The organism is Pseudarthrobacter sp. NamE5 (assembly GCF_005796225.1).
In the GTDB taxonomy this organism is placed as follows: Bacteria; Actinomycetota; Actinomycetes; order Actinomycetales; family Micrococcaceae; genus Arthrobacter.
The window spans coordinates 248,047-272,128 of sequence record NZ_VAHO01000001.1 but is presented as its reverse complement, the minus strand read 5'-3'; the positions used below and the strand labels follow the sequence as shown (position 1 = coordinate 272,128).

20 protein-coding genes are annotated in these 24,082 nt (G+C 66.4%); 9 read left to right on the top strand and 11 right to left on the bottom strand.

What is annotated here, in order from left to right:
• Positions 1-2: 2 nt before the first annotated feature.
• The 7 genes from FDW84_RS02470 to FDW84_RS02440 are packed head-to-tail and all read right to left on the bottom strand — an operon-like array spanning position 3 to position 7,272.
• Positions 3-1,127: a Gfo/Idh/MocA family protein gene (locus tag FDW84_RS02470; protein WP_138606218.1), complete on the bottom strand. Its 1,125-nt coding sequence runs from the start codon at positions 1,125-1,127 to the stop codon at positions 3-5.
• Complete coding sequence (locus FDW84_RS02465; RefSeq protein WP_138606216.1) at positions 1,112-1,810, bottom strand: ThuA domain-containing protein; 699 nt, start codon at positions 1,808-1,810, stop codon at positions 1,112-1,114. Before FDW84_RS02465 ends, FDW84_RS02470 begins: the two co-directional genes overlap by 16 nt.
• Before the next feature lie 57 nt (positions 1,811-1,867).
• Positions 1,868-2,872 carry a sugar phosphate isomerase/epimerase family protein gene (locus FDW84_RS02460; RefSeq protein ID WP_138606214.1) on the bottom strand — a complete coding sequence of 335 codons (1,005 nt, stop codon included), beginning with the start codon at positions 2,870-2,872 and terminating at the stop codon, positions 1,868-1,870.
• 25 nt (positions 2,873-2,897) lie between these two features.
• A complete protein-coding gene (locus FDW84_RS02455; protein WP_138606212.1) occupies positions 2,898-4,091 on the bottom strand; it encodes a Gfo/Idh/MocA family protein in 1,194 nt (397 codons plus the stop codon).
• 13 nt (positions 4,092-4,104) lie between these two features.
• Positions 4,105-5,010 carry a carbohydrate ABC transporter permease gene (locus FDW84_RS02450; RefSeq protein ID WP_138606210.1) on the bottom strand — a complete coding sequence of 302 codons (906 nt, stop codon included), beginning with the start codon at positions 5,008-5,010 and terminating at the stop codon, positions 4,105-4,107.
• Position 5,011: 1 nt separating this feature from the next.
• Entirely contained in the window at positions 5,012-5,947 is a 936-nt protein-coding gene (locus FDW84_RS02445) for a carbohydrate ABC transporter permease (RefSeq protein WP_138606208.1), read from the bottom strand.
• A complete protein-coding gene (locus tag FDW84_RS02440) occupies positions 5,944-7,272 on the bottom strand; it encodes an extracellular solute-binding protein (protein WP_138606206.1) in 1,329 nt (442 codons plus the stop codon). Before FDW84_RS02440 ends, FDW84_RS02445 begins: the two co-directional genes overlap by 4 nt.
• Before the next feature lie 244 nt (positions 7,273-7,516).
• Between FDW84_RS02440 and FDW84_RS02435 the strand changes: the two genes are divergently transcribed.
• Both FDW84_RS02435 and FDW84_RS02430 read left to right on the top strand, forming a co-directional pair.
• Positions 7,517-8,572, top strand: coding sequence for a LacI family DNA-binding transcriptional regulator (locus FDW84_RS02435; protein WP_138606204.1), 1,056 nt, complete (start codon positions 7,517-7,519; stop codon positions 8,570-8,572).
• Positions 8,573-8,582: 10 nt separating this feature from the next.
• Complete coding sequence (locus FDW84_RS02430; protein WP_138606202.1) at positions 8,583-9,767, top strand: mandelate racemase/muconate lactonizing enzyme family protein; 1,185 nt, start codon at positions 8,583-8,585, stop codon at positions 9,765-9,767.
• Here the strand turns inward: FDW84_RS02430 and FDW84_RS02425 are convergent.
• Complete coding sequence (locus tag FDW84_RS02425) at positions 9,764-10,603, bottom strand: helix-turn-helix transcriptional regulator (RefSeq protein ID WP_171046613.1); 840 nt, start codon at positions 10,601-10,603, stop codon at positions 9,764-9,766. The genes FDW84_RS02430 and FDW84_RS02425 overlap by 4 nt on opposite strands.
• Positions 10,604-10,690: 87 nt before the next feature.
• Between FDW84_RS02425 and ilvD the strand changes: the two genes are divergently transcribed.
• On the top strand, positions 10,691-12,556 hold the full coding sequence (gene ilvD, locus FDW84_RS02420) for a dihydroxy-acid dehydratase (RefSeq protein WP_138606197.1): 1,866 nt from the start codon (positions 10,691-10,693) through the stop codon (positions 12,554-12,556).
• 18 nt (positions 12,557-12,574) lie between these two features.
• Here the strand turns inward: ilvD and FDW84_RS02415 are convergent, their stop codons facing one another.
• Both FDW84_RS02415 and FDW84_RS02410 read right to left on the bottom strand, forming a co-directional pair.
• Positions 12,575-13,681: a GTP pyrophosphokinase gene (locus FDW84_RS02415; RefSeq protein ID WP_138606195.1), complete on the bottom strand. Its 1,107-nt coding sequence runs from the start codon at positions 13,679-13,681 to the stop codon at positions 12,575-12,577.
• Positions 13,682-13,730: 49 nt separating this feature from the next.
• A complete protein-coding gene (locus FDW84_RS02410; RefSeq protein WP_371419125.1) occupies positions 13,731-14,720 on the bottom strand; it encodes a LacI family DNA-binding transcriptional regulator in 990 nt (329 codons plus the stop codon).
• 218 nt (positions 14,721-14,938) lie between these two features.
• Here FDW84_RS02410 and FDW84_RS02405 point away from each other — a divergent pair, with 218 nt between their 5' ends.
• Genes FDW84_RS02405 through FDW84_RS02395 form a run of 3 tightly spaced genes read left to right on the top strand, consistent with a single transcriptional unit; the run spans position 14,939 to position 18,422 of the window.
• On the top strand, positions 14,939-16,021 hold the full coding sequence (locus FDW84_RS02405) for a uridine-preferring nucleoside hydrolase UriH (RefSeq protein WP_138606191.1): 1,083 nt from the start codon (positions 14,939-14,941) through the stop codon (positions 16,019-16,021).
• Positions 16,021-17,445, top strand: a complete 1,425-nt coding sequence (locus tag FDW84_RS02400) for a uridine transporter UriT (protein WP_138606190.1) — start codon at positions 16,021-16,023, stop codon at positions 17,443-17,445. The genes FDW84_RS02405 and FDW84_RS02400 overlap by 1 nt, the downstream gene beginning before the upstream one ends.
• Before the next feature lie 8 nt (positions 17,446-17,453).
• Positions 17,454-18,422, top strand: coding sequence for a ribokinase (locus FDW84_RS02395; RefSeq protein WP_138606188.1), 969 nt, complete (start codon positions 17,454-17,456; stop codon positions 18,420-18,422).
• Here the strand turns inward: FDW84_RS02395 and FDW84_RS02390 are convergent.
• Positions 18,419-20,017, bottom strand: a complete 1,599-nt coding sequence (locus FDW84_RS02390) for a succinic semialdehyde dehydrogenase (RefSeq protein ID WP_138606186.1) — start codon at positions 20,015-20,017, stop codon at positions 18,419-18,421. The genes FDW84_RS02395 and FDW84_RS02390 overlap by 4 nt on opposite strands.
• 177 nt (positions 20,018-20,194) lie before the next feature.
• On the opposite strand from FDW84_RS02390, the gene FDW84_RS02385 reads away from it, so the two are divergent.
• Genes FDW84_RS02385 through FDW84_RS02375 form a run of 3 tightly spaced genes read left to right on the top strand, consistent with a single transcriptional unit; the run spans position 20,195 to position 24,059 of the window.
• Positions 20,195-21,217: an extracellular solute-binding protein gene (locus FDW84_RS02385; RefSeq protein WP_138606184.1), complete on the top strand. Its 1,023-nt coding sequence runs from the start codon at positions 20,195-20,197 to the stop codon at positions 21,215-21,217.
• Positions 21,214-22,905 (top strand): ABC transporter permease, encoded by a 1,692-nt coding sequence (locus FDW84_RS02380; RefSeq protein WP_138606182.1) that lies wholly within the window; start codon positions 21,214-21,216, stop codon positions 22,903-22,905. Before FDW84_RS02385 ends, FDW84_RS02380 begins: the two co-directional genes overlap by 4 nt.
• Positions 22,902-24,059, top strand: a complete 1,158-nt coding sequence (locus FDW84_RS02375) for an ABC transporter ATP-binding protein (RefSeq protein ID WP_138606180.1) — start codon at positions 22,902-22,904, stop codon at positions 24,057-24,059. The genes FDW84_RS02380 and FDW84_RS02375 overlap by 4 nt, the downstream gene beginning before the upstream one ends.
• Positions 24,060-24,082: the final 23 nt, after the last annotated feature.

The window sequence follows — 24,082 nt, the reverse complement described above, 5'->3', positions numbered from 1 at the left end:
GACTAGGAAGCTTCCTGGGCCTGCAGCGCGTCCACGTCCTCTGTTAGGACGGTCAGTTCCACGCTTACCGGCCGCTCCACCGTGCTGTTGATGCGGACGGCCGCACCGCTGTGCGCTGATTCGAGCACCGACTCCATGACCTCCAGGGCGTGGTAGGCGAGGGCACCGCCGGCGCGGGGTTCCGCCCCAGGCGCGGTTGCGGCAAGATCCGCAATGCCGAACCCGCGTCCCGCATCAACGTACCCGGCCGACACCGGAAGGGTCTCCCACGCATCGGCACCCAGCGAGAACAGCTCCACCTCACCGTCAAAGTGGTTGGGATCCGGAACCACCAGCGATCCGCGCTCACCGTGGATCTCGATGTTCGGCGACTTGGACTTTACGGCGTCGAAGCTCATGAACAGGGTGGACAGCGCGCCGGAGGCATGGGTCAGGACACCGGTGACATGGGAATCGATGGTCACGGGGATCTTTTCACCCTGCCGCGGGCCGGAGCCGATGGTCCGCTCATTGCGGGTGTGGCTCGCGGCGCCCACCACCGAGACCACCGGCCCCAGCAGGGTCACCAGGGCGGTCACGTAGTACGGGCCCATGTCCAGCAAGGGTCCGCCGCCGGGCTGGTAGTAGAAATCCGGGTTCGGGTGCCAGCGCTCGTGGCCGGGGGTCACCATGGTGGCGCTCGCAGAGACCGGTGCGCCGATGAGCCCGTCGTCGATCGCCTTGCGTGCCGTCTGGATGCCGGTGCCAAGGACCGTGTCAGGAGCGCAGCCGACGACGACGCCCGCCTCCCGCGCTGCGTCCAGCACCTGCCGCGCCTCCTCAGTGGTGGCGGCGAGAGGCTTCTCGCCGTACACGCTCTTGCCCGCCGCGATCGCCTTCAGCGCCACCTCGGCGTGCGCCGCCGGGATGGTCAGGTTCAGGACCAGTTCGACGTCGTCCGCGGCCAGGAGGTCGTCCACGGACACGGCACGGACGCCCTCGTACTGCTCCGCCACGGCGTGGGCGCGTGCCGGATCCAGGTCCGCGACCGCCACGAGATCGACGTCATTGAGCTTCCGGAAGTTGGCAAGGTACTGCGCGATGATGGCGCCGCAACCAATGATTCCTACTTTCAACGGCTTGCCCACAGCAGGCCCCTTTCAATGATGGTGCGGACGTTCCGGTCCTGGAGGATTTCGACCCTGTGGCCGGGGGTGGCCACGAAGATGCGGCCCTTGCCCCACTGCCGGGTCCAGATGGCGGGGGAGGTGACCTCGCGGTTCCAGGGGTCCCACTCCCGGACCTTCTGGGTGGTGGTGGCCAGGACGTCGATGTAGTCGTCGGAGAGGACCCAGTACTGCTCGGTCACCAGGTCAAAGTCCTCGATGCCCTTGGTGATGGGGTGCTCGGCCGCTGCCGGCAGCATGTTCACCGTGTAGGGCACGTAGTTGTCCGACTGCTCGCCGGTGCACTCGTCCGGGTGCTTGCCCGGGTGGCAGGCGAACTGGCCACCAATCAGGTGCAGGTAGTCGGAGGTGTTGCGGTAGGAGTCGGCAATGCCGCCGTGCCACCCGGCCAGGCCGGTGCCGTTTTCCACGGCAGCCCGCAGCCCGGCGAACTCGTCCTTTTCAATGGTGCTCATGGTCATGCACTGCATGATCAGGTCCACCCCGGCCATGTAGTCAGCGTCGGCGTAGATTTTGGGGGATTCCTCCACCCTGACCTCGTAGCCCTGCTCCTTGAGGTAGGGGATGAACTCTTCAGTGGCTTCGACTGGCTGGTGTCCGTCCCAGCCGCCGCGCACCACCAGGGCGCTCTTGGATTCTGTCATGGGGATTCCTTTGTTTGAGGACCGGCGAAGATGTGCCGGTGAAGCGGGTGGTCCGGGTCAGCGGCTGGCAAAGGCGGCATCAAAGGCAGCTGCAGGCGGGGCGATTCGGGCGAGTTCCTGCACCATAGCCAGTGCCTGCGGTGCACCGATGAGGCGGTCCATGCCGGCGTCTTCCCACTCGATGCTGGTGGGGCCGCTGTAGCCGATGGCGTTCAGGGTCCGGAAGATCCGGTTCCACTGCACATCGCCGTGCCCGGCGGTGACAAAGTCCCAGCCGCGGCGCGGATCCGCCCAAGCGAGGTGGGAGCCCAGCCGCCCGTTGCGGCCGTCGAGCTGCCGGACGGATTCCTTCACGTGGACATGGAGGATGTGTTCCGCGAAGTCCTGCAGGAACATCACCGGATCCAGGTCCTGCCAGATGAAGTGGGACGGGTCAAAGTTCAGCCCGAAGCTCTTCCGGTGGCCGATGGCCTCCAGGGTGCGCTTCGCGGTCCAGTAGTCGTACGCGATTTCGGACGGGTGGACCTCCAGTGCGAAGCGGACACCCTCCTCCTCGAAGACGTCCAAAATCGGGTTCCAGCGGTCCGCGAAGTCCTGGTAGCCGGCGTCGATCATTGCCTGGGAGGCGGGCGGGAACATGGCTACGGCTTTCCAGATGGCGGAGCCGGTGAATCCGGTCACCGTCTTAACCCCCAGCCGGGCAGCTGCCCGGGCGGTGTCCTTCATCGACTCCGCGGCCCGGCGGCGTACTCCTTCGGGGTCTCCGTCGCCCCAGATTTCCGGGGACAGGATGCCCTGGTGGCGTTCGTCAATGGGGTCGTCGCACACTGCCTGCCCGGTGAGGTGGTTGGCGATCGCGTAAACCTTCAGGTTGTTTTTCTCGAGGATGTCCAGCCTGCCCTGGAGGTAGTTGTCGTCCTCGGCTGCCCGGTGCGGGTCCAGGTGGTCACCCCAGCAGGCGATTTCCAGTCCATCGAAGCCCCACTCGCCGGCGAGCCGGGCCACTTCCTCGAAGGGCAGGTCGGCCCACTGGCCGGTGAAAAGCGTGATGGGTCGTGTCATGGGTGTTCCTTCTCCTGTACTCACGTCAGACCTTCTGCCACTGGCTGGAGTTCGCGGCACTGGACTCCACCGCGGCGAGGACCCGCTGGACCTGCAGTGCGTCCGCAAAGGACGGTTCAGGCTGCCGGCCTTCACCGATGGCGCCGACGAGGTCTACCACCTGGTGCGTGAAGCCATGCTCGTAGCCCAGTCCGTGGCCCGTGGGCCACCAGTTCCCCACGTAGGGGTGCTCCGGCTCGGTGACGAAGATCCGGCGGAAGCCGGCGTCGGGGGATTCAGCGGCGTCGTAGAAGTTCAGGACGTTCATGTCCTCAAAGTCGAAGGTGAGGGAGCCCTTGGTTCCGTTGACCTCCAGGCGCATCGCGTTCTTCCGGCCCAGCGCGTAGCGCGTTGCTTCAAAGACGCCTATCGTGCCCGTGGCGCCAGCGCCGCCGTCGAACTTTGCGCTGAAGATCGCCGCGTCGTCAACGGTGACGGGTCCCCGGGGCGTGTCGCTGCTGATGTCACCGTGGCCGCCAAGGCCCACCATTTCGCCGGCAAGCGGACGCTCCGTAACAAACGTTTCAAGCAGCGCGGACACGCCGCTGATGTTCTGGCCCGTAACCCACTGAGCCGCATCGATGCTGTGCGCTCCGATGTCTCCCAGCGACCCGGACCCGGACTTGCTCTTGTCCAGCCGCCAGGTCATGGGGGCGTCTGCGTCCGACAGCCAGTCCTGCAGATACTGGGCCCGGACGTGGCGGATGTCGCCGAGCCGGCCCTGTTCCACGAACCGCTTGGCCAATGCCAGGGCAGGGGTCCGGCGGTAGCTGAAGCCGCACATTGACATGATCCCCTGCTTGGCGGCGGTCTCCGCGGCCAGTGTCATCCTCTCCGCTTCCGCCACAGTGTTCGCCAGCGGCTTTTCGCACAAAACGTGCTTGCCGGCTTCAAGGGCTGCGATGGCGATCTCGGCATGGGTGTCGCCCGGCGTGCAGATGTCGATGAGGTCGATGTCGTCCCGCTCGATCAGGCGGCGCCAGTCCGTCTCGACTGACTCCCAGCCCAGCTTGTCTGCTGCGGCGCGTACGCCCTCGGCGTTCCTGCCAGCGACGGCGGTGAGTTCCGGCTGCAGCGGCAGGTCGAAGAACCGGGGCGCCGTGCGCCAGGCGTGGGAGTGGGCTGCACCCATGAAGGCATAGCCCACCATGCCAACCCGCAGGGGCTTTGCGGTGGTCATATGATTGTCCTTTCTATTTGCTGAAGCCGGCGGTGAGGCCGCTGAGCAGCTGGCGGCGGCCGACGACGTAGAGCACCAGGATGGGCAGCGTGCTCAGCATCACCGAGGCGAGAACGGCCGGGATGTTGACGCTGTACTCGCCCTGGAAGGTCCACAAAGCCAGGGGCAGGACGCGCAGGTCGGGGCTCTGGGTGAGGACCAGCGGAAGCAGGAACCCGTTCCAGACGTGCAGGCCGTTGTAGATGGCGACCGTCACGATGGCCGGACGGGTCAGCGGGAGGGCCAGCCGCCACATGATCTGCCACTCGCTGCAGCCGTCCAGCCGCATGGACTCGAACAGTTCGTTCGGCACGTCGCGGATGAAGTTGGACAGGATCAGCACCGTCAGCGGGATGGCAAAGGCAATGGACGGCAGGATCAGTGCCAGCAGGCTGTCGTACAGGTTTAGCCGGATGATCATCAGATAGATCGGGATGATCGTCGCCTGGAGCGGGATCGCCAGGCCCATCAGGAACATCCCGTTGACCAGTTTGAGGAACCTGCCGCTGCCCCGGACGATGGCGAAGGAGGCCATGAAGGAAATCAACACTGCCGGGGCGACAGCACCGATGGTGACGATGGCACTGTTCATGAAGTACCTGGCGAAATTCGCCTCAATAACCAGCTGGTAATTCTCCAGCGTGGGCGAGGTGGGAAGCGCCAGCGGGTTCTGGCCGAAATAGCCTTCCTGGGTCTTCAGGCTGGTGATCACCACGTAGTACACCGGGATGATGATGATGGCCAGCCAGAGCCAGCCGCCCATCCCTGCAGGGATGTTGAGCCGCCGCAGCCGGGACCCGAAGCCCCGCGTGCGGGCTGCTGAGCTGGTGGGGGAGCCGGCCCTGGCTTCCTCCGTGTTGGTGTTCAAGACGGTACTCACGCTACAGACCTTCCAACTGGCTGCCGTGCTTGTCCTTGCCTCCAAGGCGCTGGAGGAGCAAGGCAAGGGCAAGGCCGATGACTACGAGAATGACGGCGATGACGCTCGCCGGGCCCATCAGGTTGGCCCGGAAGCCCCGCAGGTACATGTCCAGGGCCAGGATCCGGGTGGAGTTGCCCGGTCCGCCGCCGGTGAGGACGAAGATCAGGTCGAAGTACGTCAGCGACCCCACCACCATCAGCGTGGACGAGGTGATGATGGTGTACTTCAACTGGGGCAGGGTGATGTGGAAGAACTGCTTGATGGTACCCGCGCCGTCGATCTCCGCCGCCTCGTACAGGGACTTCGGGATTTGCCGCACGCCGCCTTGGTAAATCAGCGTATGGAACGGCACGAACTGCCAGGCGATCACAAAGATGACCAGGCCCAGGGCGAGGTGCGGAACCCCCAGCCAGTCCTGTGCCAGGAACGGCAGTCCAAGGCCGGTGGCAAGGCCGAAGTTCGGATCCAGCAGCGCCTTGAAGGCAATGGCTACCGCAGCCGAGGAGAGCAGCAGGGGCAGGAAGTACAGCACCGCCAGGGCGGCCCGGTACCGCTGGCTTCCTGCGGTAAAGACCCCCAGGAGGAGGCTGATCGGAGTCTGGACGAGCCAGGAGGCGATCATAATCAGGAAGGTCAGCCCCAGGGCGTTGTACAGCCCCGGGTCCGCGAGGACGGCGAGCCAGTTGTCCATTCCTGCCACCCCGATGGAGCCGATGCCGTCCCAGTTGGCGAAGCTGAGGATGAATACCCCTGCCAGCGGCACCACGGCGAAGACCAGGAAGAAGAACAAGGCAGGCACGGTCAGCCACGCAAGCGCGGCCTTGCGCTTTTCAGTCTGTAGGGATTCGCCCCTGGTGACAGCAGTGCGGGGCGAAGTGGAGACGGTGTTACTCATTTTCCGAGGGTGGCATTCATGTTCTCGGCGAACTGCTGCGGCGTGATCGACTTCAGGAACAGCTGGTCGATGTTGTTCAGCAGGGCCTCGGCTGCGGTGGGGCTCAGCGCCTGGTCCCAGGACTGCTGGAAGTTCGGTGCGTTCTTGGCCAGGTCGTAGACGAAGTTCAGGAAGTCCTTGTCCTCGGACGTGTCCAGCTTGTCCTCGATGCCGTTGACGATGGGAACGGACCCGGAGGCGATGTAGGTGTCAATGACCGTCTCGGTCAGGATCCCGTCCTTGAAGAACTTCTTCGCAGACTCCTTCTCCTGGTCCGTGGCCTTGGAGGAGATCGACATGTACTGGGCAGGGTTTCCTACCCCGTTCTTGGGGTCGCCCTTGCCGCCGGCAACGGTGGGGAAGTGGACGAAGCCCAGTTTTCCGCTCTGGACGAAGTTCTGGCCGCCCTTCTTCATGGCGCCGTAGGTCCAGGAGCCGTGAAGCATCATGGCTGCCTTGCCCGTGAAGAGCAGGGCCTGGTCCGCGTTGGAGTCGGCGGCAATCGAGGAAAAGCCCTTGATGAAGCCTTCTGCCGAGACCAGTTCCTGGATCTTGGTGCCGGTCTCGATGACGGCCGGGTCCAGCCAGGCATCCGGCTTGCCTTCGAAGATGGCGTTAAAGACCTCGTGGCCGCCGATGCGGTCCAGCAGGTATTCAAGCCACATCATGGAGGTCCAGCGTGACTGGCCGCCGAGTGAGAAGGGGGCCACGCCCATGTCGTTGAAGGTCTTGACCAGCGACATGACATCGTCCCAGGTCTTGGGCGGCTGTGCGCCGGCCTTTTCGAACAGTTCCTTGTTGTAGAACAGGACAATGGGGGCGACGTACTGGTTGGGCAGTGCGTAAATCTTCCCGTCCACGGTTGCTGCGCCGAAGGAGGAGGGGAAGAACTTTTCCTTCAGGTCCTTGTTCTCCTCAAACCAGCTGGTGAGGTCCTCCACCTGGTTTGCCTCGGCGTAGGTCTTCAAGGTGCCGCCGCCCCAGCCGTAGATAATGGTGGGGGCCTGGCCGGCGCCGATGGCGGTCTTGATCTTGGTCTTGTACGCGTCGTTCTGGAAGTACGTCACCGCGATCTTGTTGTCCGGGTTTGCCGAATTGAAGGTGTCCACGGCCTTCTGCATGGTGGTCTGGTTCGGCTCGCCGGAGAGGTACCACATGCTGGCGCCCCCGCCGCCACTGGCCGTACCCGGTCCGGATGTCCCGCAGGCACTGGTGGCCGCTACGGCGAAGGGGGTGAGGGCGGCAAGTGCGAGGAAAGAGCGGCGGGAGGTCTGGGGCTGCTTCATTGCTTCTCCATCTGGAATTTGCTTCTTTGCAAGTATCGGAGCCGTGGCTCCGCTCCACTTTTCGAAATGTTTCGAACCTGTGGTTTAGATCACTCTCTAAACTAAAGCCCCTTTATCCGCCCCAGTCAAGAGGAAGCTGGCACAATTTTTGGTCAACCTTTCGGCCGAACGGACCCCTCTTGACGCTTGAAGCAGGCGTGTACAGAATGAGATTTCCGAAAGATTCGAAAGATTGCGATCGCCAATGACAACCAAAACGCCACATCGGACCAAGCCCACGCTCGCCTCGGTGGCGCGCCAGGCCGGCGTCTCGGCGCCCACAGTTTCCAAGGTGGTGAACGGCAGGGACGATGTTGCCCCCGAGACCCGGGCCCGCATCCTGGCCGCGCTGGAGCAGTCCGGCTACCAGTCACCACAGCTGCGGCGGCCGACGGCGGATACCGGCACCGTTGTTGAAGTGGTAATCGACGTGCTCGACTCGGCCTACATGATTGAGGTCCTCAACGGGATACTGCAGTTTGCAGCGGGCGCCGACGTGGAGATCCTGGTCAGCGTCACCGGCCGTGGAAACCCCAGCCTGCCCAGCCCGGAGCGGCGCGCCCAGCGCATGCTGGACGAGGGCAGGGCAGGGATGATCGTCGTTACTTCCGCTTTCAGCGAGGCGCAGCTGCAAGCGTTCCGGCGCCGCAAGATTCCCGTCGTCGTCATCGATCCGCTCAACCCGCCCTCGGCTGATGTGGTCAGCGTGGGAGCCACCAACTGGGCCGGTGGGAAGGCCGCCACGGAACACCTGCTGGACCTGGGGCACCGCCGTATCGCCTACATCGGCGGAATCGAGAACGCCGAGTGCAACCAGGCGCGGCTGCATGGCTACATGGCGGCCCTGATGGCCCGCGGTGTCACGGTGGATCCGCGGTACATCGTTTCGGGCGGCAGGTTCAGGCGGGAGAGCGGTGTTGAAGGGTTCCAGGAGCTGCTCAAGCTCGACCAGCTCCCTACAGCGATTTTTGCAGGCAGCGACACCATTGCACTGGGCGTCCTCAGCGAAGCGGGCCGCCACGGTGTCAAGGTTCCTGAGGACATCAGCCTCATCGGCTTTGACGGCACCAAGCAGGGCGCCGAATCCATCCCTTCGCTCAGCTCCGTAGCCCAGCCGCTGGAGGAGATGGGGCGGGCGGCGCTGCGATCGGTGCTGCGCCAGGCCGACGGCGAATTCCCCGATTCCCACCGGGTGGAACTTGCCACCCACCTCATCGTCCGCGACTCCACCGCCGCTCCCGCAACCGCTGAGCAGGAATGAAGCCGCAACGATGAAAATCACCAGTCTCGACACCGTCGTCGTCGACTTCTACCGGACAAACCTCATCTTCGTCCGACTGAACACCGATGCCGGCATCACCGGCGTCGCCGAGGCAACCCTTGAGGGGCAGGAACACGCCGTCCTCGGCGCCGTCGCGATCCTTGCCGACGCCGTGCGCGGCAAGGACCCCACGCGCATTTCCCAGACCATTTACGAACTCAACCGCGATGCCTACTGGCGCGGTGGGCCTGTGACGATGACAGCGCTCAGCTCCCTTGAAATGGCGATGTGGGATGTGTCCGCACGAGCCCTCGGTGTGCCGGTCCACCGCATGCTGGGCGGGCAGGTCCGGGACAGGGTCCGCGCCTACGCCAACGGCTGGTTCTCAGGGGCCACATCCCCTGAGGACTTTGCCGAGGCCGCTGTGCAGACGGTTGCCCAAGGTTTCCGCGGACTCAAGTGGGACCCTTTTGAAGCGGCGGATCTTACGCTCGGGCCGCGCGACCTTCGTCGAATGCTCGAGCCTGTTGCCGCCGTCCGGGACGCTGTTGGTGATGATGTGGAGCTGTTCATCGAAGGGCACGGCAGGTTCGACGTCCCCACTGCCATCCGTGTGGCCCGGGAACTTGAACAGTTCCAGCCGGTGTTCTTCGAAGAGCCGTGCCCTCCGGACGGCATCGACGCGCTGATCGAGGTCCGCTCCAAGTCTCCCGTGCCGATTGCGGCGGGGGAGCGGTGGTTCGGGCGGAGCACTTTCGTCCCCGTCCTCGCCAGGAACGCCGTTGACTACATCCAGCCGGACGTCACCCACGCCGGCGGCCTGCTGGAACTGTCCTTCATCTCCACGCTGGCAGCCGCCCACTACATTCCGTTCGCACCCCACAACCCCAGCGGCCCCCTTAGTACTGCCGCAACCTTGCAGCTTGGCGCCGCGCTGCCCAACTTCCGGTATCTCGAAATCATGGCCACCGACGTGCCGTGGCGCAGCGCAATTTCGAACGAGCGCCTCCAGCTGACGGAGGACGGCGAGGTGCTCATCCCTCAAGGTCCAGGCCTGGGCATCGAGCTCGATTTTGACGCGATGGCCGAGCACCCATTCACGGCCCATCCCATGCGGATCTTCACAGACGCCGTCGCCGACATCCGCCCGCCGGACGCCCGCTCCTACTTCAACCTCGAGCCCGTGCGGGGCTAACTGCCGGCAGCAAGCAGCAGCTGGATTTGCTGCGCGGCGTCACTGTCCTGAACGGGTGTGTAGATCACGATATGCAGGTCGGGGCGGTCGGAGGGTGAGACCTGGTGGTGCTCAAGCCTCAGGACGCCCACCGAGGGGTGGCGGAACAACCGTTCCCGGGATTCGAAGCCCAGGATGTCGTACCGGTCCCAGCCTTCCTTGAACTCTGCGCTCGTTTCCTTGAGCCGCTCCACCTGGTACGACAAGTCCGGATCGCCCAGCCGCTGCCCGGCTTCTGCCCGGAACTCGGCCAGGAACCTCCTGCTGGTGACGTCCCAGTCGGGCAGCAGTTCCTTCACATAGGGGTCGGTAAAGACGAGCCACAGCAGGTTCCGCTCTGGTGCGGCCACGTTGGCGATGTTGGGATACAGAGCGGCGTAGGCCCGGTTCCAGCCCATAACGCTCCAGTCCGGGGCCAAGGCGAAGGCCGGGTTGGGACCCAAGGCATCGAGGAGGCGCTGGATATGTGCCGGAGCATCGGCAGCCTCCGGACCGGCCGACACAGGCGCCGAATAACCGCCCAGTGACAGGACGTAGGAGCGGCCGGTCTCTGAAAGGTGCAGTGTCCGGGCCACAGCCTCGAGCACTTCCCGGGAAGGCCTGATGTCCCGTCCCTGCTCAAGCCAGGTGTACCAGGTGACACTGACCCCGGACAGGAAGGCCACTTCCTCCCGCCGCAGTCCGCGTTCACGGCGGCGCGCCACCGGCGGCAGTCCGTACTCGGACCGAAGCGCCTGGTCGCGGCGTGCCCGCAGGAAAAGGCCAAGTTCCCTGCGCTTCTCCCCAGCCTCTTTCACGGCAACTAACACTAGTACTCTGGTACTGCTACTACTAGTATCAGCACTGTCTTCCGCTGGCCGGGCAGGGGCGGCAGGATCGGTATCATGCCTCCTCTTCGTTCACGCACTGTCACCCACGGCCGCAACATGGCCGGCGCCCGCGCACTGCTGCGCGCCTCCGGCGTCGCCAACACGGACATCGGCAAGCCGATCATCGCCGTGGCCAACTCCTTCACCGAATTCGTCCCCGGCCACACCCACCTCGCCCCCGTGGGCCGGATTGTCTCCGACGCGATCCTCGCCGCCGGCGCCGTGCCGCGCGAGTTCAACACCATTGCCGTGGACGACGGCATCGCGATGGGCCACGCCGGCATGCTCTACTCTCTTCCGTCCCGGGACCTGATCGCCGACTCCGTGGAGTACATGGTCAACGCGCACTGCGCCGACGCCCTGGTCTGCATCTCCAACTGCGACAAGATCACCCCCGGCATGCTCATGGCCGCGCTGCGCCTGAACATCCCCACCGTGTTCGTTTCCGGCGGCCCCATGGAGGCCGGCCGCGTAACCCTGACCGACGGCTCCGTGCGCTCCCTGGATCTGGTGAACGCGATTGCCGACGCCGTGGACGAGTCCATCTCCGATGAAGACATCAACCTCATCGAAGAGAACGCCTGCCCCACCTGCGGTTCCTGCTCCGGCATGTTCACCGCCAACTCCATGAACTGCCTCACCGAGGCCATCGGCCTGTCCCTGCCGGGCAACGGCTCGGTACTTGCCACGCACACCGCACGCAAGGCGCTGTACGAGAAGGCCGGCTCCACCGTCGTCGAGCTGGTAAAGCGCTATTACGACGGCGACGACGCCTCCGTGCTGCCGCGCTCCATCGCCACCGCCAACGCCTTCGACAACGCGATGGCCCTGGATATCTCCATGGGTGGTTCCACCAACACCATCCTGCACCTGCTGGCCGCTGCCCAGGAGGCGGGCGTGGACTACGGCCTGGCCGAGATGGACGCCAAGTCCCGCCAGGTGCCCTGCCTGGCCAAGGTGGCCCCGAACGTCGCGAAGGACAAGACCTACTACATGGAGGATGTGCACCGAGCCGGCGGCATCCCCGCCCTGCTGGGCGAGCTGAACCGGGGCGGGCTCCTGCACAAGGACGTCCACTCCGTGCACTCCGCCGACCTTGACGGCTGGCTGGATGACTGGGACATCCGCGGCGGCAAGGCTACCGAAGAAGCGAAGGCCCTGTGGCACGCCGCTCCCGGCGGCGTCCGCTCCTCCACCGCGTTCTCCCAGTCGAACGAGTGGACCTCCCTGGACACCGATGCTGCGGAAGGCTGCATCCGTTCTGTAGAGCATGCCTACTCCAAGGACGGCGGACTGGCCGTGCTCCGCGGCAACGTGGCCATCGACGGCGCCGTGGTGAAGACCGCCGGTGTGGACGAGTCCATCTGGACCTTCGAAGGCCCGGCCGTGGTGTGCGAGTCCCAGGACGAAGCCGTGGAGAAGATCCTGAACAAGACCATCAAGGAAGGCGACGTGGTGGTCATTCGCTACGAAGGCCCCAGGGGCGGTCCAGGCATGCAGGAAATGCTTTACCCGACGTCGTTCCTCAAGGGCCGCGGCCTGGGCAAGAAGTGCGCCCTCATCACGGACGGCCGCTTCTCCGGCGGTACCTCCGGCCTGTCCATCGGGCACATCTCCCCGGAGGCTGCCTCAGGCGGCACCATCGCCCTGGTGGAAAACGGCGACATCATCAGCATCGACATCACGGGGCGCTCCCTCCAGCTGCAGGTTTCCGACGAGATCCTCGCCGAGCGCCGTGAGAAACTCCTGGTCAACGGCGGCTACAGGCCCAAGAACCGGGACCGCCAGGTATCGCCGGCCCTGCGTGCCTACGCTGCCATGGCCCTGTCCGCGGACAAGGGCGCGGTGCGGGACGTCTCGCTGGTGGAGAACCTCGTCTAGGGCCGCGCGCCCAGCACCCTACTTCTTCGTCAGCCGGTACCGCTCGATTTGCTTCAGCCGCCGCATCAGGCTGTCGCGCCGGGGGTGCGGGACGGCGTCGGCCGGTTCCGCGGTGAGGTCGATGTGCTTGGTGCCGTACTGCCACAGCAGCAGGTCATCCAGTAGCCGGTCCGGGCCGGGGGAGTAGCGGTGATCCAGGGCCTTGCGCACCTCGGTGATGCGGTTGGCGCTCAGGAGACCGGCCAGCTGCATGGTCTGCTTGAGGCCGTGGGCGGCGAGGAGTTCGGCGGCCCAGCCCCAATCATCGTCCACCTTGCGGTCTACATGCGGGAGCAGGGTGCGCCAGACGTCCCGCACACGGTTGGGGGTCAGCGGTGCTGCTCCTTCGCCGTCGGCGTCCCAAAAGCTGCGCACTTCCTCGTAGCGTTCGTGGAGGCCGGCGAAGGCGGTCTCCACTGTTTCCAGCATGGCCGCGGTGGCCGTGAACTGGCGGTCGAAATGCGGCGTCCAGGCCCGGGGGTCCTCGGCCTTGAACCGGATGTCATGCTCGATCTCGCTCCAGGCATGCGCAAAGATGGTGCGGATCTGGCATTCAAAAAAGTAGCTGCCGTTGGGCACAGCATCCGGGTTGAAGACCTGCTGGTACTCCTTGACGGCCTCGTTCTGGATGGTCCGCAGGATCAGGTGCCGGCTGGAGTAGCCGTACGTGCCGGACTCGATGGAGCCGATGTCTTTTTCCCGGTCCCCGCGGCAGTCGAAGAGCTGGCGCTGGCGCTTGATGATGTTGGCCACGGCGGCGTTTTCGGCCGGCAGCTTGGTGATGACGCGGATGCCCACCATGTCGTTCAGGGTCCGGAACGGGTCCGGGAACTTCAGCAGCCGCGGTCCTCCCGGTTCCAGCGGTTCTTCGGTCCGGGAAATCTTTTCCTTGAATGATTCCACCGTTTTGGTCCGCCCGGTGACGAACAGCGGCGTCACCTCGGTGTCCTTGAGCATGTCCCGCAGGATCAGCAGGACATCGCGCGTGACCAGCTTCAGGGCAGGGCGGACGCGCGCGTAGATCTCCACGTTGTGCTCCACGGACTCGCGGAGCTTCGCGTCCAGGCTGTCCCAGTTACTCGGCATGCTCCCAGCTTACGGCCGGGCACTGACAGAACGACGGCGGGCGGGGCCTTCATTCCGCGGCGGCAGCGGTTGAGGCACGCACCACCAGTGAGCTCTCCAGCGTGACCGCCGTCTTGTCCAGCGGTTTCCCCTCCATCAGGCGGCGCAGCTGTTCACCGGCCCTCAGGCCAAGCGGGGTGGCGGGCAGGTGGACGCTGGTGAGGCCGGGGTTGCTGGTGGCCGAGTAGGGGAGGTCATCGAAGCCGGCCACCGCCAGTTCGTCCGGGATCTTCACTCCGGCCACGCGCGCTTCCTGGAGCACGCCGTAGGCATGTGTATCGGTGCAGCAGACGACGGCGGTCACCCCCTCGCGCTGCCACCCAGGCCACGTTCCGGCGAAGGCGGAAGCTGCCGAACCGACGTCGACCGTGGTGCTGATGATGCGGTCCGCCCCCACGTTGAGGCCCCGGGCGGCGGCCTCCGCCAGGAAGGCTTGGCGGCGGAGGGCGAAGGTTTCGGTGCCGGTGACGCTGTCCACGTACGCCGCCTCCCGGTGCCCGGCCTCCGCCAGGTGCGCGGCCAGCTGGCGCGCGCCGCTTGCCACGTCCAGGTTCACCGAAGGTGCATACGCTTCCAGCCCGGGCGCATCCAGCAGCACCAGGGGTGACGGCGACGCAAGGTCTTCGAGGAAGCCTGCGTTGGGTGCGTCCACCAGGAGCCCGGCCGGACGCAGCGACATCAGCCGCCGGACGTCGTCGGCCTGGGGAAACTCGCCTGCGTCCGTCACTGACAGCAGGAGCTGGTACTGGGGGCCCAGGGACTCGCGCACCCCGGCGATCACCTTCGCGAAGAACGGGTTGGAGATGTCCGGGGCCACCATGACCACAATCGAGCTCACGCCCCTGGCCAGCGAACTGCCGATGCTGTCCACCACATAGCCCAGCTCGGCGATGGCCTCGCGCACCCGCAAGATGTTGTCCTCGGAGACGCGGCCGGCCGTCTTGCCGTTGGCCACCAGCGAGACGGTTGCCACCGAAACGCCGGCGCGGTCAGCAACCATGGCTGCCGTGACGCGCCGCGGGCGTGCCCGGTGCTGCAGCTGTTCTCCGGAATCCATACTTCGATCCTAGCCGCCGCCCCGAGCTGCCAGCGAGGGCAAGGCATCAAGCGTTTGACGTGGGGAGACTGCCGAGGCGGCGTCAAGCGTTTGACGTAGGCCACAAAACCCTGCCAAGATCACTTCCGGAATACTGAGCCCCTGCCCCCGCGCAGGCCCCAATGACGTGGAGAACCATCGTGGAACCAAACCACCAGCCCAAGAACAGCCGGCCGGCTGAACGCAGGAAGATCATTTTGGACTGCGACCCCGGGCACGACGACGCCGTGGCGCTGCTGCTCGCACACGGCAACCCCACTATCGATCTGCTGGCAGTTACAACCGTGGTGGGCAACCAGACCCTCGAAAAAGTCACCCGCAACGCCCTGGCCGTAGGCACCATTGCCGGCATTACCGGCGTCCCCTTCGCCGCCGGCTGCCCCCGGCCCCTGGTCCGCAATATCGAAACCGCGCCGGACATCCATGGCGACAGCGGCATGGACGGTCCGCCCCTGCCCGCGTCCACCATCGGGCTGGACCCGCGCCACGCCGTCGACCTCATCATCGACACCGTGATGGCCCACGAGCCCGGCACCGTCACCCTGGTTCCCACCGCCGGCCTCACCAACATCGCCCTGGCCGCACGCAAGGAGCCGCGTATTGTGGAGCGGGTCAAGGAAGTGGTCCTGATGGGCGGCGGCTACCACGTGGGCAACTGGAGCGCCGTGGCCGAGTTCAACATCATCATCGACCCCGAGGCCGCCCACATCGTCTTCAACGAAAAGTGGCCCGTGGTCATGGTGGGCCTGGACCTGACACACCAGGCGCTCGCCACCCCGGACGTGGTGGAAAAGATCGCCGCAATCGGCACCGGTCCGGCGAAGTTCGTCACCGAACTGATGGACTTCTTCGCCCACACCTACAAGGACGCCCAGGGCTTTGACCATCCGCCGGTCCACGATCCCTGCGCCGTGGCCTACGTGATCGACCCCAGCATCGTCAGCACCCGAAAAGTGCCCGTCAACATCGAACTGCGGGGCGCACTGACCCTGGGCATGACCGTGGCCGACTTCCGCGCCCCCGCACCGGAGGACTGCCACACCAGCGTCGCCGTGGACCTTGACCACGAGAAGTTCTGGAGCCTCGTCACCGACGCGCTGGTCCGGATCGGCGAGCCGGGCAGCGGTGACACAAACAACAGCGGCAACGCGGGCGACGTCGAGCGCCGGCACAGTGCCCACCTCACCGTGGGAGGGGTCAAGTAATGTCTGCCACCGCTACTGAAACCAAGGCCGGCCGGGGCAATGTCACCGCCCTGATGACCGCCCTGCTGGCAGCCTGCGTGGCCTTCCAGCTCAATGCCTCCATGCTCAGCCCCGCCCTGGTCACCATGGGTGAGGAACTGAAGACCGACCAGGCCGTCATCGGACTGTCCCAGACCTGGTTCTTCACCGCGGCCGCCCTGTTCTCCCTGTTCCTGCCCCGCCTAAGCGACATCATCGGCCGGAAGAAGGTCCTCGTGGGCATGATGGTGCTAATGGGCGCCGGCTCGGTGATTGCCGCCCTTGCCCCGGACGTCACCTGGCTCTTCGTGGGGCGCATCATCCAGGGCGTCAGCGGCCCCACCGTTCCGCTCTGCCTGATCATGCTGCGCTCCGCGGTCAGCAACCCGCGCAAGTACGGCACGCTGATGGGCCTCATCACCGCCGTCAACGGCGGGGTGGCAGGCGTCGATTCCTTCGTGGGCGGCTACCTTGCCGAGCACTTCGGCTTCCGCAGCATCTTCTGGCTCATGGTGGTTTTCGCCGCCGTCGCCACCGCCCTGATTGGCTTCCTGGCCGCCGAGAGCAAGCCGGGTGCCGGCACCCGCATGGACTGGACCGGCGTGTTCTTCATTGTCGTGGCCGTCGGAGCCCTCCTGACCGCGCTCAATGAAGGGGCCAAGCTGGTGGGCGGATTCTCCTCCCGGACCCTCATGCTGAGCCTCGTCCTGGTGGCCGTGTCCGCCGTAGCCTTCGCCGCCTTCTGGCGGACGGAAAAGCGCGCCGCGCAGCCGATGGTGGAAATCGTGCACCTGCGCCAGCGCTCCACCTGGGCGCCGCTGCTGACCACCACCCTGACCATGACCGGCATCTTCGCCGTGATCAACGGCATCGTTCCCGCCTATGTCCAGGCAGCCGACGGCTTCGGCGTGGGCCCCACCGAAATGTCGTTGATCATCCTCACCCCGTACGCCCTGCTCGGCTGGCTGGTGGGACCGCTGAGCGGCAGGCTCGCCCCCGTCCTCGGCTACACGAAGGTGCTGCGGATCGGCCTCCTGGGCAGCGTCGCCGCACTCGCCGTCATCGCAGCCTTCGGCCTGGACAGCCTGCCCATGATGGTTGCCGGCACGGTCTTGCTGGGCATCATGTACGCCGGTACGGTCAACATCATGCTCAACGGACTCGGCGTTGTCCTCTCGCCGGCGGGAAACCCCGGCTTCCTGCCCGGCATGAATGCCGGGGCGTTCAACCTGGGTGCCGGACTGAGCTTCCTGGTCCTGCCCGCCGTGCTGGTGGCGACGGCATCCCTCGGCGACGCGAAGGCCTCCTACCTGACCGTCGTGGTCGTCGGCCTTGCCCTCACCGTGGCAGCGTTCGCCGCCTCACTGCTGATCCCCAAGCCTGTCGAAGCCGAGGTGGCCGGGTGAATGCCGCCATGCTCCAAGGCGGGCAGGAGCGGCCGGGCCGGATCGTCGTCGTCGGCTCCCTGAACGCGGACCTCACCATCTACTGCGAACGACTCCCGCTGCCCGGTGAGACGGTGCACGGCAACGGGTTCGCCGTGAACCCCGGCGGCAAGAGCGCCAACCAGGCCGTGGCCGCCAGCCTGCTCGGCGGGAAGGTCAGCCTGGTGGGCGCCGTGGGCGACGACCCCAACGGCGACATGCTGCTCTCCTCCGCGGCACGGGCCGGGGTGGACGTGGGGCACGTCCGGGAGTCGCATGAGCCAACGGGCGTGGCCGTCATCGCCGTGGACGCCAACGGCGAGAACAACATCATCATTTCCGCCGGCGCCAACGGGACCCTGTCCCCGGCGGACGTGGCGGAGGCGTCGGACGTGATGGAGCATGCCGCCGTCGTGTGCCTCTGCCTGGAGGTGGGCATGCAGACCGTGCTGGCCGCCGCCCGCGGAGGGCACGACGCCGGCGCCACAGTTCTGCTGAACCTCTCGCCGTATGCGGAGGTGCCGGAGGAACTCACCGTCCTCACCGACGTCCTGCTGGTCAATGCGCACGAGGCAGCGCTGTTCCTCGGTGAAGGGGCGGCCGTTCCCGTCTCCGGTGCGCCTGACGAGGAGTGGGAGCAGGTCCGGGTGCGGTTTGCGGAGCGGGGGATCCGGCAGGTCCTGGTGACGCTGGGGTCACAGGGCTCAGTGGTGCTGGATTCGCTGGCTCCGGCGGGTTCCCGGATCACCCGGATTGCACCCAGCCAGGTTAAAGCGGTGGACACCACCGGGGCAGGTGACGCCTTCACCGGAGCCGTTGCCGTCCGCCTTGCCGCCGGGGACGCCCTGGCGGACGCTGCCGCCTTCGCGTCGGTGGCGGCGGCACTGGCCACTACCCGGAAGGGCACCCAGGCCGCCTATCCGGAAGCGGCCGACGTCGAACGGCGCCTGCGGGCCTAGGAACCGGTCCGCCGCCCGATCAGCCTGAGCGCTCCCTTGACCAGCCTGAGCGCTCCCTTGACCAGCCTGGTGTACCTCTCGTTGGCCATGCCGGGCGGTGGCCCCACCGGGACGAGCCGCTGCACGGCCACTGTTTGGGTTTCGGTGTACTTGAGGATGCCCTCCCTGCCGTGGCGCCGCCCCACCCCGGAGTCCTTCATTCCGCCCATCGGGGCATCATGGGATGCCCAGGCAGCGGAGTAGCCATCATTGATGTTGACCGTCCCGGCCATCAGGCGGCGGGCCACCGATTCCCCGCGCCGGGCTGACCAGACGCTGGCATTGAGTCCGTAGCGGGAGTCGTTGGCACGTTCCACGGCTTCCTCGTCGTCCTCCACCCGGTAGACGGACACCACGGGGCCGAACGTTTCCTCCCGGGCCACGAGCATTTCCTCGGTCACGCCGGTGAGGACGGTGGGTTCGTAGAAGTACGGGCCCAGGTCCGGCCGGTGGCGGCCGCCTGCAATAAGGGTTGCCCCCTTCGACAACGCGTCCTCGACGTGCTCGGACACCCGTGCCAGCTGCCTTTGGCCCGTGAGCGATCCCATGTCGACCTCCCAGCCTGGACCGGTACCGAGGCGCAGGGCATTCACGCGTGCGGTGAATGCGGCCAGGAAATCCTCGAAGACGTCGCCGTGCACGTAGATCCGTTCCATGCTGATGCAGAGCTGCCCGGAGTTGGAGAAACAGCCCTGCGCAGCACCCCGTGCAGCCTTCGCCAGGTCCGCGTCCGCCAGGACCACGGTGGCGTTCTTGCCGCCAAGCTCACCCGAAAAACCGATCAGCCGCTCGGCGCACTGCCGCGCCACGATCTTTCCCGTCTCGGAGGAGCCGGTGAACATCAGGAAATCCACGCCGGCAACCATCGCCGGACCCAGCACGGGCCCGTCCCCGGTGACAATCTGGAACACGTCCTGCGGCAGTCCGGCCTCCCGCAGCAGTTCCAGGGCCATCAGCGCGGTGAAGGGCGTCTGCGAATCGGGTTTCAGGACCACGGCGTTGCCCGCCAGCAGCGCGGGGATCGCGTCCGAGACGGCAAGGGTCAGGGGGTAGTTCCACGGGCTGATGATTCCCACCACGCCCTTGGGGAGCCGGTGCTCCGTGGTCCTGGTGAGGCCGGGCGCGGCCCCCGTGCGGCGGACAGGGCGCAGGAAGCGTTCGGCGGTGCGCCGGTAGTAGGCCGCGGTCAGGGCGGCGTCCGCCAGTTCCTCGAACGCGTTGAGCCGCGACTTGCCGCTCTCGGCCTGCACCAGGTTTAGGATGTCCTCCTCGCGCTGCAGGAGCAGTGCGTGGAACCGTCCGACGACGGCGCGGCGCTGCCGGAGCGGAACGGCGGCCCACTGCCGCTGGGCTGCCCGGGCAGTGGCAGTGGCGGCGGCGACATCTTCGGGGGTGCAGACAGGGACTTCGCCAATGAGGCCGCGGTCCACCGGAGAAAAGGATGCCTGCAGGGGCCGTCCGGGTGCGCTGGCCACCAGGCCGGAAAGATGCGACGGAGCCAGGGGCCATGGCGGTTGTGTTGCCGGCATCGGTCCTGGCCGGGTGGTGCTGGTCATCGTGACCCCCTCTGAACGCCGTTACACTTCCGAGCCTATCCGGCAGTATCTGTAGGCGTGCTCACGAAGGCGCTGTCACGCCGGTTCATAGTTTCAGGCGTCGCCGGTAATTAAGTTAGGCTTTCCTTGCCAAATTAGCATGCGGTCGCAGTACCGCCCGTGTGAGAAGAGCCCCCTGTGCGCCCTCGTCCCTTGATTGCTGCCGCTGCAGGCCTGACCGCCCTTACGGCCGCCCTGACCGGCTGCGGCATCATCGGTGGACAGCCCGCCGACCTGCAGATCTATTCAGCACGCCATTACGACCTGGAGGGCGCCTTCGGCCAGTTCACGGACGAGACCGGCATTACGGTGGAGTTCATCAGCGGGGATGACGCCGAGCTCCTCGAACGGCTCAAGGCGGAGGGAGAGGACACCCCTGCGGATGTCTTCATGACCGTGGACGCCGGCAATCTGTGGAACGCCGCGCGCCAGGACGAACTTGCCGCCGTCGATTCGTCAGTCCTCAAGGAAGCAGTACCGGAGGACCTGCGTGACGCGGAAGGCCGCTGGTACGGCCTGGCCATGCGTGCCCGCACCATCACCTACAACCCGGACAAGGTTGACCCCGCCGAGTTTGACGCTGCGGACACCTATGCCGGCCTGGCCGACCCCAAGTGGAAGGGCCGTCTCTGCATGCGCGACGCCACCTCTTCCTACACCCAGTCCCTCGTTGCGAGCCTGATCGACCTTCACGGCCGGGAGAAAGCTCTGGAAATCGCCAAGGGCTGGGTGGCCAATGACGTGCAGATCATGAGCAACGATGTGCTGCTGCTCGAAGCCATCGACGCAGGAACCTGCGACGTCGGAATCAACAACCACTACTACCTGGCCCGTACCCTCGAGGAGAAGCCGGACTTCAAGGTGGACCTTTACTGGGCCAGCCAGGAAGGCGCCGGGACACACGTCAACATCTCCGGCGCCGGTGTGGTGGCAGGCTCGGACAACGCCGGGGAAGCGCAGCAGCTCGTCGAATGGCTGGCCACCAAGGGGCAGAACGCCTTCGTTGACGCCAACCACGAGTTCCCGGTCAACCCGGCCGCACAACCCGAGCCGGTCATTGCGGGCTTCGGTGAGTTCAAACGGATGCCGCTGAACGCTGAAGCCTATGGTGACCTCAACGCCGAGGCCGTCGACCTGCTCGCCGAGGCCGGATACAAGTGACCGAAACGGCCGTCCTCGCTGAAGCGGGGACGCCGGACCGCCGTCCCCGCCGGTCGGCCGGTGCCGGCCGCCCCGCCTGGTCCGCCCTCGTTGTCCTGGTGGCCGTGGTGGTTGCCATGCCCGTGCTGGCGGTGATCCTTGACGGGCTTGGCAGCCTGGGCAGCACGGCCCCGCCGCGGGATCTTCCCGGGATGGTGCTCACCACCCTGCTGCTGATGCTCGGCGTGGCCGCGGGCTCGCTGCTGGTGGGGGGCGGCCTGGCCTGGCTGGTGACCGCCTACCGCTTTCCCCTGCGCAATGTCTTCGTCTGGCTGCTGGTCCTTCCCCTGGCCGTACCCGCCTATATTCTGGGGTTCGTTTTCCTCTCCGTGTTCGACGTCTCCGGGCCGGTGCAGTCAGTCCTGCGCACGGCCTTCGGCGCCGATGTGTGGGTGCCCGAAGTCCGTTCGCTGCCAGGCGCGATCCTGGTGATGTCGCTGTCCCTCTACCCCTACGTTTACCTCCTGGCACGAACCGCGCTGATTGAGCACACGGCCGGCACCTACGACGCCGCACGGACCCTGGGCGCGGGAAGGGGCCGGGCATTGCGCCGCGTCCTGCTGCCGCTGGCCCGGCCGTCCCTGGCCGCGGGCATGTCCCTGGTGATGATGGAAACTCTGACCGACTTCGCCACGGTGCAATACTTCAACGTCCAGACCGTTTCCGTGGGCGTCTACCTGGTCTGGAAGGGCACCTTCAACTTCCATGCCGCAACCCAGCTGGCCGTGCTGGTGCTGCTGTTCGCCGTCGCCGTGCTGGCGGGCGAGCGGGCCCTCCGCGGCCGGGCCCGCTACCATCGGCAAGGCGGCCGGGGGCAGGGCCTGCAGCCGCAACGGCTCGACGGCGGCCGCGGCTGGGGAGCTGCCGCTCTTTGTGCGGCGGCTGTCAGCACGGGCTTCCTTATTCCCGTAATCCAGCTGCTGGCATGGGCGGCCGGGGGAGCTGCCAGGAACCCCGGGTTCCTCGCCGACCCCCGCTTTGGCGAGTACATCGTCAACACGCTCCTGGTGGCGGCAGTCACCGCCGCTGCCTGCGTGCTCATCGCCGTGGCGGTGGGACACGGAGTCCGGCTGAGCGGGGGAAGGTTCGTGTCCTCTGCGGCACAACTGACCACGTTCGGTTACGCCGTGCCGGGTGCCGTGGTGGGCATCGGCGTGCTGATCTCCTTTGCTGCCCTGGATGACGCCTTGGAAGCGGCAGGTGTTCCCGGCGGCACCGGACTGCTCATCACCGGTTCGGTGCTCGGCATTCTGTACGCCTACGTCATCCGGTTCCTGGCGCCGGCCTACCAGGCAGTGGACTCCAGCTTCGCGAAAATTCCGATGACCCTAACCTTCTCCGCCCTGAGCCTGGGCGCCGCGCCCCGCCGGATCCTCGCACGGGTGCACGTACCCCTGGCCAGGTCCGGGATCGCGGTGGCCCTGATGCTGGTGGCGATCGACGCCGTCAAGGAGCTGCCCATCGTGCTGCTGCTGCGGCCCTTCGGGTTTACGACGGCGTCCGTGTGGGTCTATGAGCTGGCACGCGAGAACTTCTGGGAGAAGGCGTCGCTGCCTGCGCTGGTGATCGTGGCAGCGGCCATCCTCCCCGTCCTGGTCCTGGTCCGGCAGGCCCGAAGTGTTGAAACCTCTGGAAAGGTCCCGGCATGAGCATAAGGGCACACGGGCAGCATCCCGGCGGGAACGGTGGCGCTCCGGCGGCACTGGTATTTGAAAGCGTGAGCAAGCACTACGGATCAACCGTGGGCGCTCGCAGCCTGGACCTCGACATTCCGGCCGGCGAGCTGGTGACCCTGATCGGCCCCTCGGGCTGCGGAAAGTCCACCACACTGCGCCTCGCCGCCGGCCTGGAACGGCCGGACCAGGGCGCCATCCGGGTTGCGGGGGACGTGGTGGCGGACAGACGCCGCTTTGTGGAACCCGAGAAGCGCCGCGTGGGGCTGGTGTTCCAGGACTACGCCCTGTTCCCGCACATGACCGTGGCGCAGAACGTGGAGTTCGGCCTGGACCGCCTGGCCCGCGGTGACCGCCGGGCGCGGACCGGGGAAGTGCTCGACCTCGTCCGGCTGGGCCATCTCGCCGGCCGGTATCCGCACGAACTCTCCGGCGGCGAGCAGCAGCGCGTGGCCCTGGCCCGTGCCCTGGCGCCCCGCCCCGCCGTCGTACTCCTTGACGAACCGTTCTCCAGCCTGGATGAATCCCTGCGCGCGCAGGTGCGCCGGGACACCGTGGCAACGCTCAAGGAGGCCGGAACCACCGGGGTGCTGGTCACCCACGACCAGACCGAGGCGCTGTCCGTGGGCACCCGCGTGGTGGTCATGCGGCGCGGCGTGATCGAACAGGCGGACACCCCGGAGAAGGTCTTCGAACAGCCGGCCACCCGGTTCGTTGCCTCCTTCATGGGCGACGCCGACTTCCTTCCCGCCCACGTGCACCGGGCCCTGCTCACCTGCGAGATCGGCGTCGTCTCCACCGTCCCCGGCTGGGCCAACAGCGAAGCGGACGTGGACGTGGTGCTGCGCCCCCACGAGGTGGCACTGCAGCCGGACCCAAACTCTCCGGCGCGCGTGTCCGCCGTCGAATACCACGGCGCGTTCGTGCTGCACTACGTCACGCTCGCATCAGGGCGGACGGTGCGGTCCTGGCAGCCGCACACCGTGCGCCACCCCATCGGAACGCCTGTCGCCGTGACGGTAGCGGCAGGGACCACCCCCACCCTGCTGCTTGGCGACCGCGCCATCACCTCACCGCCGCCGGGCAGCTCCTTGGCGCCCCGCCCTTCAGTACCCCTTCAGCTCAGTTAGGCACCCCATGCTTATCCTTCCCA

Bases quoted from the DNA above. Each gene is read 5' to 3' on its own strand.
- FDW84_RS02465 (WP_138606216.1), bottom strand. From the start codon at position 1,810: ATGACAGAATCCAAGAGCGCCCTGGTGGTGCGCGGCGGCTGGGACGGA.
- FDW84_RS02460 (WP_138606214.1), bottom strand. From the start codon at position 2,872: ATGACACGACCCATCACGCTTTTCACCGGCCAGTGGGCCGACCTGCCC.
- FDW84_RS02455 (WP_138606212.1), bottom strand. From the start codon at position 4,091: ATGACCACCGCAAAGCCCCTGCGGGTTGGCATGGTGGGCTATGCCTTC.
- FDW84_RS02445 (WP_138606208.1), bottom strand. From the start codon at position 5,947: ATGAGTAACACCGTCTCCACTTCGCCCCGCACTGCTGTCACCAGGGGC.
- FDW84_RS02440 (WP_138606206.1), bottom strand. From the start codon at position 7,272: ATGAAGCAGCCCCAGACCTCCCGCCGCTCTTTCCTCGCACTTGCCGCC.
- FDW84_RS02435 (WP_138606204.1), top strand. From the start codon at position 7,517: ATGACAACCAAAACGCCACATCGGACCAAGCCCACGCTCGCCTCGGTG.
- FDW84_RS02430 (WP_138606202.1), top strand. From the start codon at position 8,583: ATGAAAATCACCAGTCTCGACACCGTCGTCGTCGACTTCTACCGGACA.
- ilvD (WP_138606197.1), top strand. From the start codon at position 10,691: ATGCCTCCTCTTCGTTCACGCACTGTCACCCACGGCCGCAACATGGCC.
- FDW84_RS02415 (WP_138606195.1), bottom strand. From the start codon at position 13,681: ATGCCGAGTAACTGGGACAGCCTGGACGCGAAGCTCCGCGAGTCCGTG.
- FDW84_RS02410 (WP_371419125.1), bottom strand. From the start codon at position 14,720: ATGGTTGCTGACCGCGCCGGCGTTTCGGTGGCAACCGTCTCGCTGGTG.
- FDW84_RS02405 (WP_138606191.1), top strand. From the start codon at position 14,939: ATGACGTGGAGAACCATCGTGGAACCAAACCACCAGCCCAAGAACAGC.
- FDW84_RS02400 (WP_138606190.1), top strand. From the start codon at position 16,021: ATGTCTGCCACCGCTACTGAAACCAAGGCCGGCCGGGGCAATGTCACC.
- FDW84_RS02395 (WP_138606188.1), top strand. From the start codon at position 17,454: ATGCTCCAAGGCGGGCAGGAGCGGCCGGGCCGGATCGTCGTCGTCGGC.
- FDW84_RS02390 (WP_138606186.1), bottom strand. From the start codon at position 20,017: ATGACCAGCACCACCCGGCCAGGACCGATGCCGGCAACACAACCGCCA.
- FDW84_RS02375 (WP_138606180.1), top strand. From the start codon at position 22,902: ATGAGCATAAGGGCACACGGGCAGCATCCCGGCGGGAACGGTGGCGCT.